The organism is Streptomyces sp. G5(2025) (assembly GCF_049542075.1).
Lineage (GTDB): Bacteria > Actinomycetota > Actinomycetes > Streptomycetales > Streptomycetaceae > Streptomyces.
The window spans coordinates 1374738-1392545 of sequence record NZ_JBMUZT010000002.1; the positions used below are offsets into that span (position 1 = coordinate 1374738).

Below are 17808 nucleotides of genomic sequence, written 5' to 3' on the forward strand. Positions count from 1 at the left end.
AAGGGGAAGGACGACAGGGAGAGTCGGTGTTCAGCGAGATGCGCCGGACGCCACAAGGACGTCCTCGAAGCCGTGCAGTATCCCTGTGACCGTGTCGAACCCTGTGGCGGATGAGTTCTCGCGCAAGGTGCAGGTCAGTACGTCACCGTCCTGGACCTGTAGGTACAGCGGGGCTCCGATGTTCCGGCCGCCTGTGCCCGTCTCCATGTCCAGTGGCGGTGTGGTCTGCCCCGCCTGGTACTCACCGAGGTAGTTGAAGAAGTAGCGGAAGAACCCGCTGACCGATCCTTCGAACGCTCCGTTGACAGTTCCCGCGTAGCCGTTCGCACGTCCTACTTCGAGCATGTCGTCCACGTTGTACGCGCCGTGCTTGTAGGAGCGGACGAGCTCCCAGTGGACCTTGGTGACGAAGGCGTCGAACTCCTCCGCCGGATCGACGGTCACCAACAGGGGGACGATCTGGTTCTGCGCGGCGACCAGTGACTCCCAGCGGGGGTCGCTGCGGTTGTTGGTGTAGACGGCGACGAGGACTTGCTCTTCGCCTGTCTGCCGCGCCAGTGAAGCGCAGAAAGCGGCGATGAGCACGGAGGGGGCCGAGACGTTGAGACGGTCCGCGATCCGCCGCGCTGCCTGCGCGCCAGCGGATGAACCATGGCGGGCCCAGCGGCTGCTCACTGCCTCAGGAGCCCTGTCGCGGGCCATCGGCGGCGCTGACCGCAGGATCTCTTGCCAGTGCTTGCGGGCGGACCGACGCCGGCCTTGCCGGGTGTCGGACCATTGATCGGCGGCGAGATCGAGGCAGTTGGGTGCCGAGGCGGGAAGTTGCCGTCCTGCCAGGAGAGCCGAGAACTCCTCGGACAGTTGGTTGATGGCCCATGCGTCGACGGCAATGTGATGGAAGCAGATCACCAGCCAGGCCGCGGCCCCCTGCGCCGTGACGATCCGCGCTCTCCAAGGGCGGTCCGCGGCCAGGTCGAACGGAACAGCGGCCAAGTCTTCGGCGACAGCGGCCGGTTCGCCCTCCGTCACATCGAGACCTGCCGGTGCGGGTGTCCAGACGACTTGGGTCAGACCGTGCTCGACACTGTCCTCGAATCGGGTCCGCAACGACGCGTGGCGCTCTTCGAGAACCTCAAGCGCCCGCTCCACGGATTCCTTGGTCGCCCCGGAGGGCAGAGCCCACACTTGTGGAAGGTTGCAGGCAACGGACGGAATGTTCTGAATGGACCGCCACAAGGAAAGCTGCCCGAACGTGGCGGGGCCCCGGTTGAGTATGGCCTGTTGCATGACGTGCGAACCTCAAGATCTGAATAGATACCTGAGATCCGAAGTGGCGGCGTTGGCACATGGGCGCACGTCAGAGTAAGCCCAGCCTCAAGGCATCGCTAAGAGTGAACTAGCTGTATTCGCAGAGCCGGCGCCGACACACGATCGCCAATGATCGGAACCCTGATGAAGGGGGTGCAGACGCCAGGAGCCGCTCCGGGCCGGCTTCATTGCACGGCTGGGCGGCGTCAAAGAGAGCCAACTTGGCATATGCCGTTGGCACGGGCTTGAACCTAGATGCATCGGTGACGCACGGTCAAGAGGTGGCCCACTTACCGAGACAACTCCCCGAGAGGGTCGATAACGCCGCCCTTTCGCATTGTTCACGCCATTCGGTTACCAATGTCCGGTTCTGGATAATTTAGGGTAGGCGATCCCGGTCAGTGGGTGTAGCGAGTCCATCCCCTGGCCGGGCACGCAGACCTCGTGGCCGTACGGGGCGTCCACGTAGGCAAAGCCACTGCCGCAATCGGCTTGATGCTTCCCGTGCCGGTGCAGAAGCCTCGAATTCGATACTCAGAACTGTTCGATGGTTCGGTTTGACACCGGAGTGACGCCACCTCCCAGTAACTTCGAGCCGCGAAGAGGTGCATTAAGGCTGCGCTCGAAGAGTGAGATTTCGAGTGGCCCGAGAAGACGAAATTCAAGTCGACTGCCGGTTACGGTCGTGACATCCATCAAGTACCCCCAGGTAAATCCTTGCTGGATACATATACCAAAAGCCCGTTAACCTCGGTAAAGTTTGTGATCTTGGCCACAGGTGAGCGGTACGGGGGAATTGAGCGTTTCGTGAACCCACCGTCTCAACAGGCGAGAGGGCTGCCGCGGTATTGCCCGAATAGGTGGGCAATAGTCCCGACGGGTCCCCCGAATGCCGCGCTCAAGGTTTGGAGATTCCGCCGATCGGGGTCCGCCGCTGCGGGCGGTGGTCCGCCCGCAGGTGGCGCAGGGCGTACGAGCGCCACGGGCGCCAGGCGTCGCGGACCGGCTCCGCTTCGCCGGGGAGGGCCACATCGGGGTCGCCGAGGGCCCGCATCCTGATCAGCGCGGCGGTACGCGCGTCCAGGCCGGGCAGGGCGAGCAGCGCCGCCTCCGCGTCGTCCCGGTCGGCCCCCGCGTCCAGGCGCAGGGCGCCGTCGGCGAGGGCGGTCGCCAGCGTGCCGAGGGGGCCGGGCCCGTCGGCCAGTTCGGCGGGCGTGGGGAAGACGTGCGTGAGCCGGCCGCACGCGGCGTCCAGCGCCTTGCCGTACCGCTCCACGAGCCGCTGTGCGCCGGCCCGCCCCACGAGGGCCCGCACCGCGAACTCCTCCGGGTCGGCCGCGCCCGGCGAGCGCAGGCCGGGCCGGGCGGCGACGAGCGGGGCGAGGCGGGGATCGCCGCCGAGCCGCTCGTCGACCGCGTACGGGTCGGCGTCCAGGTCGAAGAGGCGGCGCAGGCGCTGCACGGCCGTGGTGAGGTCGCGCAGGTCGGCGAGGTGCAGTCGGGCGTCGAGCCAGCCGCCGCGGTGCACGGCCGCGGAGCCCGGGCCGTCCCCGGCCCCCGGCGGCGAGGGCGCCTCCTCGACGGCCACGATCCCCGTGCCGTGGGGCAGTCGGAGCGTACGCCGGTAGGTGCGGGCGCCGTGCTCGCCGGTGACCTCCTCGATGCCGGGCACCGCCTCCTGCCCGAGCAGATCGAAGACCGGCGCCGCCTGGTAGGGCCCCCGGTGGGCGAGGCGCAGCGGGATGCCGGCGGCGGGTGTGGCGCGGGCGGTGCCGCGCCGGGGGGCGGCGGCGCGCAGGGCGGTCGGCGTGAGCGCGTACACGGCCTTGATGGTGTCGTTGAACTGGCGGACGCTGGCGAAACCGGCGGCGAAAACGATCTCCGTGATCGGCAGGTCCGTGGTCTGGAGCAGTACGCGCGCGGTGTGTGCCCGCTGCGCCCGGGCGAGCGCGACGGGGCCCGCGCCCAGTTCGGCGGTGAGCTGGCGCTGCACCTGCCGGGCGCTGTAGCCGAGGCGTACGGCGAGCCCGGGCACGCCCTCGCGGTCGACGACGCCGTCGCTGATCATGCGCATGGCGCGGCCCACGACGTCGGCGCGTACGTTCCACTCGGCGGAGCCGGGGACGGCGTCCGGGCGGCAGCGGCGGCAGGCGCGGAAGCCCGAGGTCTGGGCGGCGGCGGCCGTCGGGTAATAGCGGACGTTCTGCCGCTTGGGGGTGACGGCGGGGCAGCTGGGACGGCAGTAGATGCCGGTCGTCTCGACGGCGAAGAAGAACGCACCGTCGAAGCGGGCGTCCCGGCTGCGCACCGCCTCGTATCGGGTCTCCTCATCGATCACGCCTCCATTGTGGAGCCGCGGGGGGACTCGGGCTGGCGGAATTCGGACACGGCGCTGAGCGCTCCGGGCAGAGGGCCCCGGAGGACTGGGCGCCCCGGAAAAGGGCGGGAAACCGCGCGCCCGGCCACGACCGGCCCGCAGCTCCCACAACCCTCACCCGCCCGAGCTCAGCGCAAGCGCCCCCGCTTGATCTCCATCGCCGCGCGCCCCTCAGCTTCCCGCATCCGCCACTCGCGCCGCACCTCCGCGCGGGCCCGCGCGTCGGTCTTGGCGGCCATGCGCTGGTTCTCGCGGATCAGCTTGCGGTAGCTGTCGAGGCGGCGTTCGGACAGCGTGCCGTCCTCCGCCGCGGCGAGCACGGCGCAGCCGGGCTCCGCGGTGTGGGCACAGTCGTGGAAGCGGCAGCTCTCCGCCAGTTCCTCGATCTCGGAGAAGACCTGCCCGACGCCGGTCTCGGCGTCCCACAGGCCGACGCCGCGCAGCCCCGGCGTATCGATGAGGACGCCGCCCGCGGGCAGCAGCAGGAGGTTGCGGGTCGTCGTGGTGTGACGGCCCTTTCCGTCGATGTCACGGATCGCCTGGACCTCCATGATGTCGGCCCCGGCGAGCGCGTTGGCCAGCGTCGACTTGCCCGCGCCGGACTGGCCGAGGAGCACCGACGTGGAGTCGGAGACGACCGCGGCGAGCACGTCGACGCCCTGCCCGGCGGCGGCGCTGACCGCCAGCACCTGTACGCCGGGCGCGGCGGCCGCCACGTCCTGGACGAGGTGCGCGAGCGTGGCGTCGTCCGGCACGAGGTCGGCCTTGGTGAGCACGACGACCGGCTGGCCACCCGACTCCCAGCCGAGTGCGAGGAACCGCTCGATCCGCCCGAGGTCGAGCTCGGCGGCGAGCGAGACCGCGATGACGGCGTGGTCGACGTTGACCGCGAGGATCTGCCCCTCGGACCGCTTGGACGAGGTGGAGCGCACGAAGGACGTGCGGCGCGGCAGCTGCGCTCGTACGTAGCGGGGGTCGTTGCCGTATGGGTCGACGGCGGCCCAGTCACCGGTGCAGATGACCTTCAGGGGGTCGCGCGGTGTGACGAATTCGGTGTCGGCCCGCACGGTCCCGTCGGCGGTGACGACGTCGCACTGCCCGCGGTCCACGCGGACGACCCGCCCGGGCAGCAGCCCCTGCGCGGCGTACGGCGCGAACGCGGCCTCCCACTCCGCGTCCCAGCCGTACGGGGCCAGGGGGTGCGAGGTGGGCGAGGCAGGCGAGGACGAGCCCGGAAGAGAAGAGAGCGGAAGAGAAGACGAAGAGGAGGAAGAAGACGAAGACGAGGAAGACAAGGGGTGACCCTTCACAGGGCGGCCCCGGCACACGCGTACGAAGACGCGCGGAAAAGGGATGTTCGGTCAGCCGGTGGCCACGGAGGTGTACTTGATGAACTTCCGGATGCGGGCTGCGGCGCCCATCGCGACGACCGTCATCGCTCACACCTCCTGGTCCTGTGATGCCGGCACCGGCGACCGGAAAACGGCCGCCGAGGAACGAGACGCAGCTTAGATCCGGATGTCCGCGCCGCGCCATCGATTTATCGGCGGGGCGTCCGCTCCGGCCGCGGCGCCGCGCGGGGCCGCGCGGCCTGGGTGACGTTCGCCGTCATCCCGGCGCGGGCCTCGTCACCGGACGCCTTGGCGGGGTCGCCGCCGGCGACCTCGACCCCAGGCGCGGCGGGCTGTCTCGCGGTGTTCGGGCACCGGGCGTCCAACCGGCCGCACAGCGCCGCGTACACGCCCCGCAGGCGTTCCGCAGGGTGCCCCCTGCCAGGCGGCCGGGGCCGCGATGGCCTGGGTGACGTTCGCCGTCATCGTGGCGCGGTCCGCCCGCAGCGGCGGGGGCAGTTGGCGTCGCAGCGCGAACCGGTCCGTGCCGCAGCCAATGTCCCGTACGCGGCGAGCCGCGGGCGTCCGTCTGTAGGTGTCAGGCGTAGGCGTAGGCGTAGGCGTCAGGCATGAGACGTTGCCGACGGTCATCGGGGCGTTTCCGCTGCCCGTGCGGCGCGCCACTCGGGTGCGAGGACCGCCCAGATCTCGGTGTCCTGCCGCACGCCCCGGTAGAGGTCGTTCTCCCGCTGGACCCCTTCGAGGCTCATGCCGAGCCGCTTGGCCACCTCGATACTCGGCCGGTTCCCGGAGGCCACCAGCCACTCCACGCGGTGCATCCCGCGCACGTCGACCGCCCAGTCGACGATGACGCGCACGGCACGGGTCACCAGTCCGCGGCCGGAGGCGGCGGGTTCCAGCCAGCAGCCCGCCTCACAGGTGCCGGACGCCGTGTCGAAGACCCGGAAGAGGACGCCGCCGACGAGGTGCCCGTCGAGCCGGATGCCGTAGAGGCGGCCGGTGTCGGCGGCGGTCCTGTCGGCGTACACCTGGAGCCAGCGGCGCGCGGCCGCCAGGTCGGCCGTGAGGTCGGGCAGGCCGACGTAGCGGCCGATGAAGTCACGTCCCCGGTCCATGTGGGCCAGGAACTCCTCGGCCTGCCAGGGCTCCAGCGGGCACAGTTCGGCTCCGTCGCCCAGGGGTATCGCGAACATCCTCTTCGTCCTCCACAGTGGCCGCGCGTGGTCTCCGGGATCCTCGCACGCCCACCGGGCGGGCGCCGCACCGTCATTGGGGTCCGTCGGCACGCTTCGTAGTGGGCCGGAATGTGCCCTAGGCCGGCGCCCGCGCCACCTGGCGCTCGGCGGAACGCCGAACCGGCGCGCTCGGCGAGGCACTCCGGCGACGCGTGACCTCGCGTCCGGCGCCCGAGCGGCCGTGGACGCGGAACGGTTGAACGGAGGGGGTAATTCCGGACAGTTCCGCCACGGTGGCGATCTGGCCGGTCTTGCCGTGGACGAGATAGATGCCTCAGGCATCGAATGAGGGAACGGGCATGTACGGAAACATCTGCGCTTGCGAGGTACGTCCATGACGGAGCCGACGAAGTCCGGACCCATCACCAATGCCACTACTGCCACTACTGCCACCATCGCAACAACTGTCACCGCCACCGGCCCCACCCCCGCCCCCCTCCTCCCTGTCCCGTTCCCCCAGGACCGCGCCTGCCCCTACCACCCGCCCACCGGCTACGCGCCCCTGCGGGAGGCCCGCCCGCTCTCGCGCGTCACCCTCTTCGACGGGCGGCCCGTATGGCTGGTGAGCGGGTACGCCGTGGCCCGCGAACTCCTCGCCGACCCCCGGCTCTCCGCCGACCGCGGGCACGAGGGCTTCCCCTCGCCGACCGAACGCTTCGCCCGCGCCCGCAGGCGGAGGGTCGCGCTGCTCGGCGTGGACGACCCCCGGCACAACGCCCAGCGCCGCATGCTGATCCCCAGCTTCTCGGTCAAGCGCATCGCCGCGCTGCGCCCGCGCGTCCAGGAGACCGTCGACCGGCTGCTTGACGCCATGGAGGCGCAGGGCCCGCCCGCCGAGCTGGTGGGCGCGTTCGCGCTGCCCGTGCCGTCCATGGTGATCTGCGCCCTGCTCGGGGTGCCCTACGCCGACCACGACTTCTTCGAGGAGAGGTCACGGCGGCTGCTGCGCGGCCCGACGGCCGAGGACACCGAGGCCGCACAGGACGAACTCGACGACTACTTCTACGCGTTGATCGACCGCAAGCGGCGCGAGCCGGGCGACGGCCTCCTCGACGAGCTGATCCACCGGCAGCTCGCCGAGGGCGCGCTGGACCGTGGGGAGCTGGTCGGCCTGGCGACGATCCTGCTCGTCGCGGGGCACGAGACGACGGCGAACATGATCTCCCTCGGTACGTTCACCCTGCTCCAGCACCCCGAGCGGCTGGCCGAGCTGACGGCGGGTTTCGCTGCCGACCAGTCGCTGACGCCCGCCGTGGTCGAGGAGTTGCTGCGCTATCTCTCCATCGCGGAAGGGCTGCTGCGGCTGGTGAAGGAGGACATCGAGATCGCGGGCAGCACGCTGCGCGCCGGTGACGGCGTCGTCTTCTCCACCTCGCTCATCAACCGCGACGACGCGGCGTACGAGGCCCCGGACGCGCTGGACTTCCACCGCGGGAGCCGCCACCACCTCGCCTTCGGATTCGGCGTCCACCAGTGCCTGGGCCAGAACCTCGCCCGGATGGAGCTGGAGACCGCCCTGCGGTCCCTCTTCGAACGCCTGCCGGGGCTGCGTCTCGCTGTTCCCGCCGAGGAGATCCCCTTCAAGCCGGGTGACACCATTCAGGGGATGCTGGAACTCCCCGTCACCTGGTAGGAGTTGACCATGACACACGACACGACGAGCAACGTGATCCGCGTCGACGTCGACCAGTGCGTGGGCGCGGGCATGTGCGCGCTCACCGCACCGGGCGTCTTCACGCAGGACGACGACGGCTTCAGCCAGGTACTGCCGGGCCGTGAGGACGGCGGCGGCGACCCGATGGTGGGGGAAGCCGTGCGGGCGTGCCCGGTGCAGGCCATCAGCGTGGAGGTGGTCGCCGACTAGACGCCACAAGGCGTACGTGGCAGGGGGCGCGTTCAGCTTCGCAGCGTGACCGAGAAGCTCTTGCCGTACGCGTGATGGGTGTCCACGTCGATCCGCGTGCCGCCGGGGGCCCGGCTCACCCGTACGCCCTCGTCCGCGGTGACCTGGTGGAGGCGGCGGCCCCGGAGCAGGACCGTGATCCTGTCCCGGTCCATCGTGGGGTCGGACACGGCGACGGTGGTGGTGGTCGCGCCGCCACGGCCCTGGCGGCGCACGACGACGGACGCCGGCCCCTCCACGCGCAGCCCGGCAGCCTCGTGCCGCCCCGGCGTGAAGAAGTTGGCGGCCGTCAAGCCGAGACCCGAGTGTGAGATGGCCTGGAGGCGCGGTGAGTTGGCGAGGACCTTGAGCGGCCCATGGCGGTGGGCGCGCAATCGGTCCTCGGAGGCGTTCGGCACCAACGCGTAGGCGAGGCGCGCCGGTCGGGCCCCGGCGGCCCCGTCGACCGTCACACCGAACACCGAACGCGTCACGGGAGTGTCGGGATTGGCGGTGCGCACGACCCGGCGGCTGCGCGTGACCCGCTCCAGGGTGACGCGCACCGGCGGAGTGTCGTGGAAGACGTAGCCGACGGCGGTGCCCTGCGTGGCGTTGGCGTAGCGCAGCCAGCGCAGGTCGGCGGTGCCGGGGCCGGACCAGGCGCGGCCGTCGCCGCGCGCCCCGGTGAGCGTGACGCGGTCGTCGGGGGCGGCGATGCGGGCGTCGACGGTCGTGGTCACGGCCCGACCCCCGGCGGCCCCGACACCCGCGGCGAGCACCATGATCTCCTCGTCGAGCAGGAACCACGACTTCGTCGCCCGCGCGCCGCGGTACACGACGAAGTCGTCCGGGAGCAGCGCCCGGTCGCGGTAGGCGGCGTCGCTGGACTGCACCAGGCCCGCCGCGCCGTACGCCCCGAGGACGGCGCCGCCCGACCACGCGTTCGTGCCGCGCGGGAAGTAGACGTACTTGTTCTGCGACTCGGAGGAGGAGGTGAAGTGGAGTGGGTGGCCGGGGTTGTCGTAGTACGCCTTGCCGTACAACTCCGGTACTGTGCGCCGCTGTTCGACCGGTGCGGTCACGCCCGCGAGGCCGTACGGCGAGACCGTCGTGAAGTAGTCGACGCCGTACGCCTGGGTCTGGTTTTGGCCCGAGAGGTAGAGGTAGTGCGCGCCGTCGCCCTGGAACCACGGCATGAGGTTCTCGCCGTTCATGTACTCGTACTTGCTGATCCGGTCGGAGCTGCGGGCGAGCGCGAAGGCGTAACCGGGCCTGCGGTGCACGGTCTTGTCCATGGCGTTGAAGGCGACGCTGCGTTCGGCGGGGTTGAGGTCGGCGGGCGGCACGGAGGCGTCGCCGATGATGTCGGCGTAGCGCACGATGCTGACCGGGGAGACGAAGCGGGCCGGGTCGAGCGCGGTGCGCGAGGTGGCCCTGATGTGCTTGACGTAGCTCTTCAGGGCGGTGGCCTCGGCGCCGGCCGCGAGCGAGGCGAGGTCGACGACGGCCTCCACGACCACCGCCACGTCCGTGTATCCAAAGTCCGTGCGCGCCACGGCCCGGCCCTTGACGATCTCCATCATCCAGCCCTCGAAGATCAGCGGGGCGAAGCCGTCCTTCACCCAGCCGTACACGGTCGGCACCAGCTTCCCGCCGTGCGCGAATCCCGTGCCGTCGAGGATCTTGAGGGTCTGCACGATCCGGCTGAGGAGGCCTTTGCCGTACGAGCCCGTGTACGCGACGGAGGCGTGCTGGATGAAGGAGCCGTCCGCGTAGTGGCCGTCCGTCACGCCGTGCCGCAGGTGGTAGGGGTCGATGGTGAGGAAGACGGTGAGCTGGTCGGTGAGGGCCTTGCGGATGCGGGCGTCGCCCGCCGCGTCCCCCAGGAGGGCGCCCTGGAGGACGCGGTTGGTGGTGATGTCGGCGAGGTTGGCGCCGGTGTGGAAGCGCGAGTCGAGGTTCACGTCGCCGTTGGTGCCGTTGCGCAGGTAGGCGTCCATGGAGGCGACGTAGGTGCGCACGAGCTCCGGGCGGTGGGCGCGCGCCTCGTCCGCGAGCAGCACCAGGGTCTTCGAGACGTGCTGGGAGATGCCGATCTCCCAGTGGAACCAGTTGCCGTAGTAGCCCTTGGACCGGTCGCCGTAGTAGTGCTCGTGCAGCCAGGCCAGGCCGTCGAGCACGCGGCGCTGGACGGTGGTGTCACCGTGCAGGCCCCCGGCTCCGGGGGCGCGGGTGGCGAGGGCGGTCTCGTACAGGCGGCGGTAGGCGGTGTTGAGGTTCGCCTCGTCGGTGCCGAGCGCGAGGCCCGCGAAGAGTTCGCCCTGGCCCGCGTCGTCCATGGCCTTCAGGTTCGCCCGCGCGGCGCGTTCGACGGCGGCGAGCTTCGCGGCCGTCTCCGGCCGGGCGTTGGACGCGGCGGTTCCGGCGAGCACCGCCACGGTGTTGGCGAGCAGCTGGGCGCGGCCCTTCGCCGCCGTGGCGGCGTCCGCCCGGCCCGTGGGGAGCACCGCCAGGAGTCCGGCGGCCGACAGGGCGGACAGCAGGCGTCTGCGGGTGATCTCCATGGCGGCCTCCACCGGCGGCGTATGGGGGTATAGGGGGCGGCGTTTCTGGTGTTCCTGACTGTGGGCGGGCTCGGACGAGTGTTCAGGCGGGCGGAGTCAAGCAGATGCCCCCGGCCGCGACAAGGGTCCGCGCGGCGACGCGCCGGACGGCGTTGCTACCGTCCCTCTGATCTTGACGCGGTTCGCGGAAGGACCACGGAAGTCACGGGGGGCTGCTCGCCCTGTGGGCGCGGTCGCGGTGCGCGGCGGGCCCGACCTACCACCGCATCAAGGTCACCCCGCAGCTCAGCTTCACCGATGGCCTGCGACAGAGCACGACTGCTGGAGCCGAAGGAGCGACGGCAGCTCTCACGGAAGGCACGGGCTGTGCTCGACCGCTATCTCGCGGCGCCGGACGGCTGGCCGAAGCGCGCGCTGCCGGGACACGAAGGTCATGGGAGAGGTGGCGCGGCTGACGTGGGGGACGAGGGCGGGGCGGGTGGTGCTCACGTCCTGCGGGGCGCTGGTCGCCCTGGCCGTGACCGCGGGCGGCTACTACTGGTGGGGCGGGCCGCACGAGCGCCGCGCGGCGCGGCAGGTGCTCGCCGGAGCCTGCGACGGCATGCTGCCTCCGCCGAACTCCTGGACTTCCTCGGCGAGGGGCCGCTCAAGAGCGGGCCCGGCCGGACCGGCCTGCCGGAGGCGCACGGCGACCTGCGTCAGGTGACGTGTGCCGTCAGCCGCAGGACCGAGCACCACGCCGGTCGTCCCACGCACGACGCGTCGGTCGAAGTCGCCGTGGAGAGCGCGCCGGAGCGGCGCGGGAGCGGTTCCGCCGAGGAGCGCGTGGCCGCAGCCGCGGGACGCTACGGCGCGTTGCACCCGGAGGTGTCGAGCGAGCTGCCGCCCGCCGCGCTCGGCCGGGGCCGGCAGGGCCTGTTCACTACCGGCGGGGGCTTCATGAGCTCGGCCGCCCAGGAGTCGGCGACCACCACGGTGCTCCTGGACTGCGCCCGCGACCGCGGCGGCCCGCTCGTCACGGTCGACGTGGGAGAGGAGGACGTCACGCTCGACGACCCGCGCCGCCGCACCGCCTACGCGCGGATCGCCACCGCGACGGCCGCGAAGGCCTCGCGGTCCTGGGGCTGTGACGCCCCGCTCGGCAAGCCGCTGCGCACCGTCGCCCTGCCGATGAACGCCGACGAGGACGTGCCGCTCGCCGACGCGTCCGGCTCCTGCCGCGGTGTCCCCGGCCGGGGCGCGCGGGTGTCCCGGGCGTGGGAGGGCAGGCCCGCGGGCGGCCCGGTCGAGGTGTGCGTGGTCGGGGGCGGCCCTACCGGCACGCCGGCCGGGCCCCCGGGGGGCGATGCGCGGAGCTACCGTCTCGTCGCGTACTACGGGCCGTACGCACAGGCCGAGCGGCTGCGGCAGCAGGAGCGGCACGGCCGGTACTCCGAGGAGCCCGTCCCCGGCGAGGCCCCGGCGGGGCGGCTGCCGGGCGGTGGCCACTGGGCGAGCGCCGCGTGCCACGACGGCTTGGGCCCCGCCCTGTTCACGGTGCGGCCGAGCGACGCGACGGACGCAGAGGCGGACGAGACGGACGAGTCGGATGAGTCGGATGAGTCGGACGGCCTGACGGTGGACGCCGCGCCCCGAAGCCGTCCGCCGCCGACCTGGCGTACGAGCGCGCCGCGCTGAAGGACTTCGCCCGGCGCTCGGCGAAGGAACACGGCTGCCCGGCGCCGAAGCTGCCCTGAGCCGCCGAGCGTTCCCTCACCCCTGCCGGGTGCCGCCGCGCCCCGCGATGTGCGGGGGCGGTTCGGTCCCGGCGGGCAGCAGCGGGTCGGCGACGGGCGCGCCCCAGGTGGCGGTCAGCGGCAGGTTCCCCGCCCAGATGCCGAGCGCGGCGTCCGGGCCGTCACCGTCCTCCGGTGGCCCGACGGCCGTCTTGACGGAGGCCTCGGCGAGGGAGAGCGCGAGCAAGGTGGTCGCGGCGAGCTCCTTGCGGCTGGGGCGGCGGGCGTAGTCCCACTGGCCCGGTGTCGCGTGCTCGGTGAGCAGGCGCAGGCCGCGCAGTTTCTCGTCGGGGTCGGTCACCGTGCGCGGGACGCCGTGGATCATCGCGCTGCGGTAGTTGACGCCGTGTTCGAACACCGAGCGGGCGAGGACCAGTCCGTCGACGTGCGTGACGGTGACGCAGACCGGTGCCTCGGGGTCGGCGGCCAGGCTGCGGCTGGCGACGGAGCCGTGCAGGAAGAGGTGCGTGTCGTCACGGCCGTACACGGTGGGCACGACCATCGGGTGGCCGTCGACGACCACACCGAGGTGGCAGACGAAGCCCGCGTCCAGGATCGCTTCGAGGTCGGCGCGTGCCAGGCTGCCCTGTGCGCGCAGGCGGCGGTGGCGCGTGCGGTCGGTCACGGGCAGGTCCGGGGGCAGCGCTGACGGCTGTGATGCTCTGTTCACGGCAGGCCAAGTTACTGATATAGCGCGTCAGCTGCCACACTTCTGCGGAATCTGTTGTTACGTATGACCATGAGCGCGATATCCGCACCCCGCCTCACGTCCGTCCAAGCCGTGCCCGAAAAGTCCATCAACTCCCGCTCCGAAACAATGGTGAGCCGCCACCCGGGCACGGTCTGATGGAGCGCATGGATCTCCGCATGGACCTCCGCGACCACGACGGCCACCACGAGGACATCTCCCCCGGCACCGGCACCCTCCCGCCCCGCGCGTGGTACGCGACGTCGGACGCCCCGGCCCTCTCCCTCAACGGAACCTGGCGCTTTCGCCTCTCCCCCACCGCCGACGCCGAGGACGACGCGTTCGCCGCCGACGACCACGACAGCGGCGCCTGGGACGAGATCACGGTCCCCGGCCACTGGGTCCTCCAGGGCCACGGCGCGCCCCAGTACACCAACCAGCTCTATCCGTTCCCGGTGGACCCGCCGCGGGTGCCGGCCGAGAACCCCACCGGCGACCACCTGCGCACCTTCGGCCTCCCCGCCGACTGGCCGAACCCCGGTACTGACACCGGCACCACGGTCCTGCGCTTCGACGGGGTCGAGTCCTGCGCCCGCGTCTGGCTCAACGGCAGGGAGCTCGGCGACTTCAAGGGCTCCCGGCTCGCCCACGAGTTCGATGTCGGCGCGCTGCTGCGCCCCGAGGGCAACGTGCTCGCCGTCCGCGTCCACCAGTGGTCCGCCGGCTCATACCTGGAGGACCAGGACCAGTGGTGGCTGCCGGGCATCTTCCGCGACGTGACGCTGCTGCACCGGCCCGAGGGCTGCGTGGGCGACCACTTCGTCCACGCGTCGTACGACCATCGCGCGGGGACGGGCACGCTGCGGGTCGACGCGGACATCCAAGGGCGCGTCACCGTAGGCGAGTTGGGCATCGACGTGGCGACGGGCGAGGAGGTCGCCGTGCCCGTCGAGCCGTGGACCGCCGAGACACCGAGGCTCTACGACGGAGTCCTGGCGACGGCGGGCGAGCGCGTCCCGCTGCGGATCGGCTTCCGCACGGTGGCCCTGGAGGGCGGGCTCATCAAGGTCAACGGACGGCCCCTCCTCTTCCGGGGTGTGAACCGCCACGAGTTCCACCCGAAGACGGGCCGCGCCCTCGACCTCGACACCATGCGCGCGGACGTCCTGCTGATGAAGCGGCACAACATCAACGCCGTCCGCACCAGCCACTATCCGCCCCACCCCGCCTTCCTCGACCTGTGCGACGAGTTCGGCCTCTGGGTCATCGACGAGTGCGACCTGGAGACCCACGGCTTCCAGGCCGTGGACTGGCGCGGCAACCCCGTCGACGACGACCGCTGGACGCCCGCGCTCCTTGACCGCGCGGCCCGCATGGTCGAGCGCGACAAGAACCACCCGTCGGTCATCATGTGGTCGCTGGGCAACGAGTGCGGGACGGGTCGCGGCCTGACCGCCATGGCCGAGTGGATCCGCGCACGGGACGGCGGCCGCCTCCTGCACTACGAGGGCGACAGCTCCTGCGCGGACACCGACGTCCACTCCCGGATGTACGCCGATCACGCCGAGGTCGAGCGGATCGGCCGGGGCGAGGACGCGGACCCCGGCAGGCGCCGCGAACTCCCGTTCATCCTGTGCGAGTTCGGGCACGCGATGGGCAACGGCCCCGGTGGCCTCAGTGAGTACCAGCGGCTCTTCGAGACGTACGAGCGGCTCCAGGGCGGCTTCGTCTGGGAGTGGATCGACCACGGCATCGCGCACTCCGCGTACGGCTACGCCTACGGCGGTGACTTCGGCGAGGAGCTGCACGACGGCAACTTCGTCTGCGACGGGCTGCTGTTCCCCGACCGGACTCCCTCACCCGGCCTGGTCGAGTACAAGAAGGTGATCGAACCGGTCCGCGTCGATGGCGACGGCCGCGACGGCACCGTCCTCATCACCAACCTCCACGACTTCGCGGACCTCGCCCACCTGGCCTTCACCTGGTCGTACGAGGTGGACGGCGTGAGCGTCGCCGACGGCACCCTGCCGGTGCCCGCGACCGGCCCCGGCGAGCGCGCCGAGGTGAAGCTGCCGCCGGCCCGGAGCACGGCACGGACGCGGAGACCCGGTGGACGGTGCGGGCGGTGCTCGCCGACGACACGGCGTGGGCGGCGCGCGGCCATGTGGTGGCGTGGGCCCAACTGACCGACGGGACGGCCGTGTTCCCGCCGCCACCGAGCGGCGTGGCCCCGGCGCGCGAGGACCGTCACATCCTCCTCGGCCCGGCCGTCTTCGACGCCGACGGAAGCCTGCTGTCCCTCGGCGGCCTGAAGATCAGGGACCTGCGCCTGGACGTGTGGCGGGCGCCCACCGACAACGACAACGGCATGCCCTGGCGCCCCGAGACCCCGCCCGCCGCGCAGTGGCGCACGCTCGGCCTCCACCGGATGCGACACCGCGTGGACGGCGTCGAGTTGGGCGTGGACGCCGTGACCGTACGCAGCCGGGTGGCGCCCGCGGCGAGTGACCTCGGCCTGCGGGTGGCGTACCGCTGGCAGTCGGACGGCAGCCGCCTGGCGCTGTCGCTGGAAGTGGAGCCGGAGGGCGTGTGGACGGTGCCGCTGCCGCGCGTCGGGATCCGCTTCGGGCTGCCGGGCGCGGCCGGGCCGGTCCGGTGGTTCGGCGGCGGCCCCGGCGAGGCGTACCCCGACACCCGGGCGGCCTCGCTCGTCGGCGTCTGGGAGGCGGACCTCGACGCCCTGCACACCCCTTACGTACGCCCGCAGGAGAACGGCGCCCGCCCCGACCTGCGCTGGGCGGAAGTCGGCGGGCTGCGGATCGACAGCGGTGACGGCCCGTGGTTCACCGCCCGCCGCTGGACCACCGAGCAGCTCGACGCCGCCCGGCACCGCACCGACCTCACCCCCGGCGACACCGTCTGGGTCAACCTGGACATCGGCCAGCACGGCATCGGCTCCGGGTCGTGCGGCCCCGGCGTCCTGCCGCACCATCAACTGCGTGCCGGGCCGCAGAGGTTGCGTATCACCTTCTCCACCGCCGTGACCCGGGGAAACGGAGCCGCCCGGCACTAGACTGGACTGGCACGCAGACCCCACGTGCCGCCCTGGGGGGAGGGAGCACCCCGTGTCACACCAGCGGCTCGGCCGCGGCCCGTCGCGGCCCGACCCCACGCCCGGCCCCGCCCCCGACCCGGCCCCCGACGCGCCGCCGGGCCGGTTCGTGGGCTGGCTCGGCGGCTTCGGCTGCGCCGCCGCCGGGTACGCGGTGTTCCAGTCCCTGGTAGGCGTGTTGCCGGACGCGATATCGGCGGACGCCGCGCGGTACGGCATCGCGGCGGTGAGCGGCCTCGGCGTGGGCCTCGCCGCCTGGCTGTCGGCCGCGCTGGTGAGGGCGAGGACGGAGCGCACGGGTACGACGGCCGCCGGGGACGGCACGGACGGCGCGGATCCAGCCGGGACCGCCCGCCCCGGGCACCTGGGCCACCCGGGGCTGACGGGCCTGCCCCGGCCCCGCGGGCCGCGCCCCGGGCCGGCGCCCGCCGAGCCCGCCGCACCCGCGCCCGGCCCGCTGCCGGCGCTCCTCGCCGCCTCCCACGCCACGCTCGCCGCCGGGCTGACCACCCTCGACGACCCCGAGCGGGGCAGGCTCACCGGCTGGCCGCACGCCCTGGACGAGCAGACAAGCCCGGTGCGGCCCACGCCGACGGGCACCGCCTACGGCCTGCACGCCGTCCTCGAACTCTCCGTCCCCGACGGCCGGGTGAGCGTCAGCGACCTGACGCGGACGCTGTGGCGGCTGCGGCTCCAGGACGGCGGCTGGGCGGCCCGCTCCCAGGGCGCCAAGCCGCGCCCCGAGGTGACGGCGCTCGCGCTCGGCGCCCTCGCCCGGGCGGGCGCGGACCCGGAGCGGGTCGCCGCCGAGGCGTCCCGCTGCGCCGCGGCCTTCACCGCGGAGCTCGAACCGTCCGGCTTCGGCCGCACCCACGTGGTGACCACGATGCTGCGCGGGCTGCTGCGCGCGGCGCCGCGCTCCCCCGACGTGGCCCGGCTGCGGGACGAGCTGGTCGACCGCACGATCACCGATCCGGCCAGGGAACACCGACGCTGCTGGGGCGCCACCCTGCGCGGCCCGGCCACCCGCCCCTCACCCGTGCACACCGCGCAGGCCGTGGTCGCCCTCGACCGGACGGCCCGCGTGCTGGACGAGGACGCGAACATCCGCGCGGCCCGCGAGGACGGCGTGCGCTGGCTGCTCTCCTGCCCGCAGCCGCTCCACGAGGCCTGCGTGGACCTGACGAACACACAGGAGGAGGTGCGCCGCCCCCACCCGGTCGACTCGTGGCGCCAAGAGGTGCTGTTCGTACGGCACTTCACCGCGGCCTGGATGGTGCGGGCGCTCCTGACGCCGGGCGCCTGGCGGGTCGCCGTGGACGACGGGCGCGAGGAGCAGTGGCACGCGCTCCTCGCGAGCGCCGTCGGCTCGGTGTGGAGCCAGCAGGACGACGGGATATGGAACTGGGACGGGCATGATCTCGGCCGTCCGCTGTGGATGACCTATCAGGGCCTTTCGGCGCTGCGGGCCCATGCCGTATGGATGTATCAGCCCGGCGCCTGAGCCCCGGGACC

Annotated in this window: 10 protein-coding genes and 1 pseudogene; 5 read left to right on the forward strand and 6 right to left on the reverse strand. The window is 72.4% G+C overall.

The features are described from left to right. Positions 1-30: 30 nt before the first annotated feature. The 4 genes from ACOBQB_RS06590 to ACOBQB_RS06605 all read right to left on the reverse strand — a co-directional run bounded on the left by ACOBQB_RS06590 (position 31) and on the right by ACOBQB_RS06605 (position 6230). Positions 31-1287: a condensation domain-containing protein gene (locus ACOBQB_RS06590; protein ID WP_423589520.1), complete on the reverse strand. Its 1257-nt coding sequence runs from the start codon at positions 1285-1287 to the stop codon at positions 31-33. Positions 1288-2206: 919 nt separating this feature from the next. Beyond that, on the reverse strand, positions 2207-3643 hold the full coding sequence (locus ACOBQB_RS06595; RefSeq protein ID WP_423590450.1) for a DNA-3-methyladenine glycosylase 2 family protein: 1437 nt from the start codon (positions 3641-3643) through the stop codon (positions 2207-2209). A 170-nt stretch (positions 3644-3813) separates the two neighbouring features. Further along, entirely contained in the window at positions 3814-4881 is a 1068-nt protein-coding gene (gene rsgA, locus ACOBQB_RS06600) for a ribosome small subunit-dependent GTPase A (RefSeq protein WP_423590452.1), read from the reverse strand. Between the two features lie 782 nt (positions 4882-5663). After that, complete coding sequence (locus ACOBQB_RS06605; RefSeq protein WP_423589522.1) at positions 5664-6230, reverse strand: GNAT family N-acetyltransferase; 567 nt, start codon at positions 6228-6230, stop codon at positions 5664-5666. Between the two features lie 376 nt (positions 6231-6606). Between ACOBQB_RS06605 and ACOBQB_RS06610 the strand changes: the two genes are divergently transcribed. Both ACOBQB_RS06610 and ACOBQB_RS06615 read left to right on the forward strand, forming a co-directional pair. Then, positions 6607-7905 carry a cytochrome P450 gene (locus ACOBQB_RS06610; protein WP_423589524.1) on the forward strand — a complete coding sequence of 433 codons (1299 nt, stop codon included), beginning with the start codon at positions 6607-6609 and terminating at the stop codon, positions 7903-7905. Positions 7906-7914: 9 nt separating this feature from the next. Continuing rightward, entirely contained in the window at positions 7915-8136 is a 222-nt protein-coding gene (locus tag ACOBQB_RS06615) for a ferredoxin (RefSeq protein ID WP_423589526.1), read from the forward strand. 32 nt (positions 8137-8168) lie between these two features. On the opposite strand, the gene ACOBQB_RS06620 is transcribed toward ACOBQB_RS06615, so the two are convergent. Next, complete coding sequence (locus ACOBQB_RS06620) at positions 8169-10718, reverse strand: polysaccharide lyase family 8 super-sandwich domain-containing protein (protein ID WP_423589528.1); 2550 nt, start codon at positions 10716-10718, stop codon at positions 8169-8171. A gap of 297 nt (positions 10719-11015) precedes the next feature. On the opposite strand from ACOBQB_RS06620, the gene ACOBQB_RS06625 reads away from it, so the two are divergent. Beyond that, positions 11016-12395: a hypothetical protein gene (locus ACOBQB_RS06625; protein ID WP_423589530.1), complete on the forward strand. Its 1380-nt coding sequence runs from the start codon at positions 11016-11018 to the stop codon at positions 12393-12395. 75 nt (positions 12396-12470) lie between these two features. On the opposite strand, the gene ACOBQB_RS06630 is transcribed toward ACOBQB_RS06625, so the two are convergent. Beyond that, complete coding sequence (locus ACOBQB_RS06630) at positions 12471-13163, reverse strand: pyridoxamine 5'-phosphate oxidase family protein (RefSeq protein ID WP_423589531.1); 693 nt, start codon at positions 13161-13163, stop codon at positions 12471-12473. A gap of 197 nt (positions 13164-13360) precedes the next feature. Here ACOBQB_RS06630 and ACOBQB_RS06635 point away from each other — a divergent pair. Together ACOBQB_RS06635 and ACOBQB_RS06640 are read left to right on the forward strand one after the other, a co-directional pair. Beyond that, a pseudogene (locus ACOBQB_RS06635) lies at positions 13361-16254 on the forward strand (glycoside hydrolase family 2 TIM barrel-domain containing protein). A 52-nt stretch (positions 16255-16306) separates the two neighbouring features. Beyond that, entirely contained in the window at positions 16307-17797 is a 1491-nt protein-coding gene (locus ACOBQB_RS06640) for a hypothetical protein (RefSeq protein WP_423589533.1), read from the forward strand. The last annotated feature ends 11 nt before the right edge of the window (positions 17798-17808 follow it).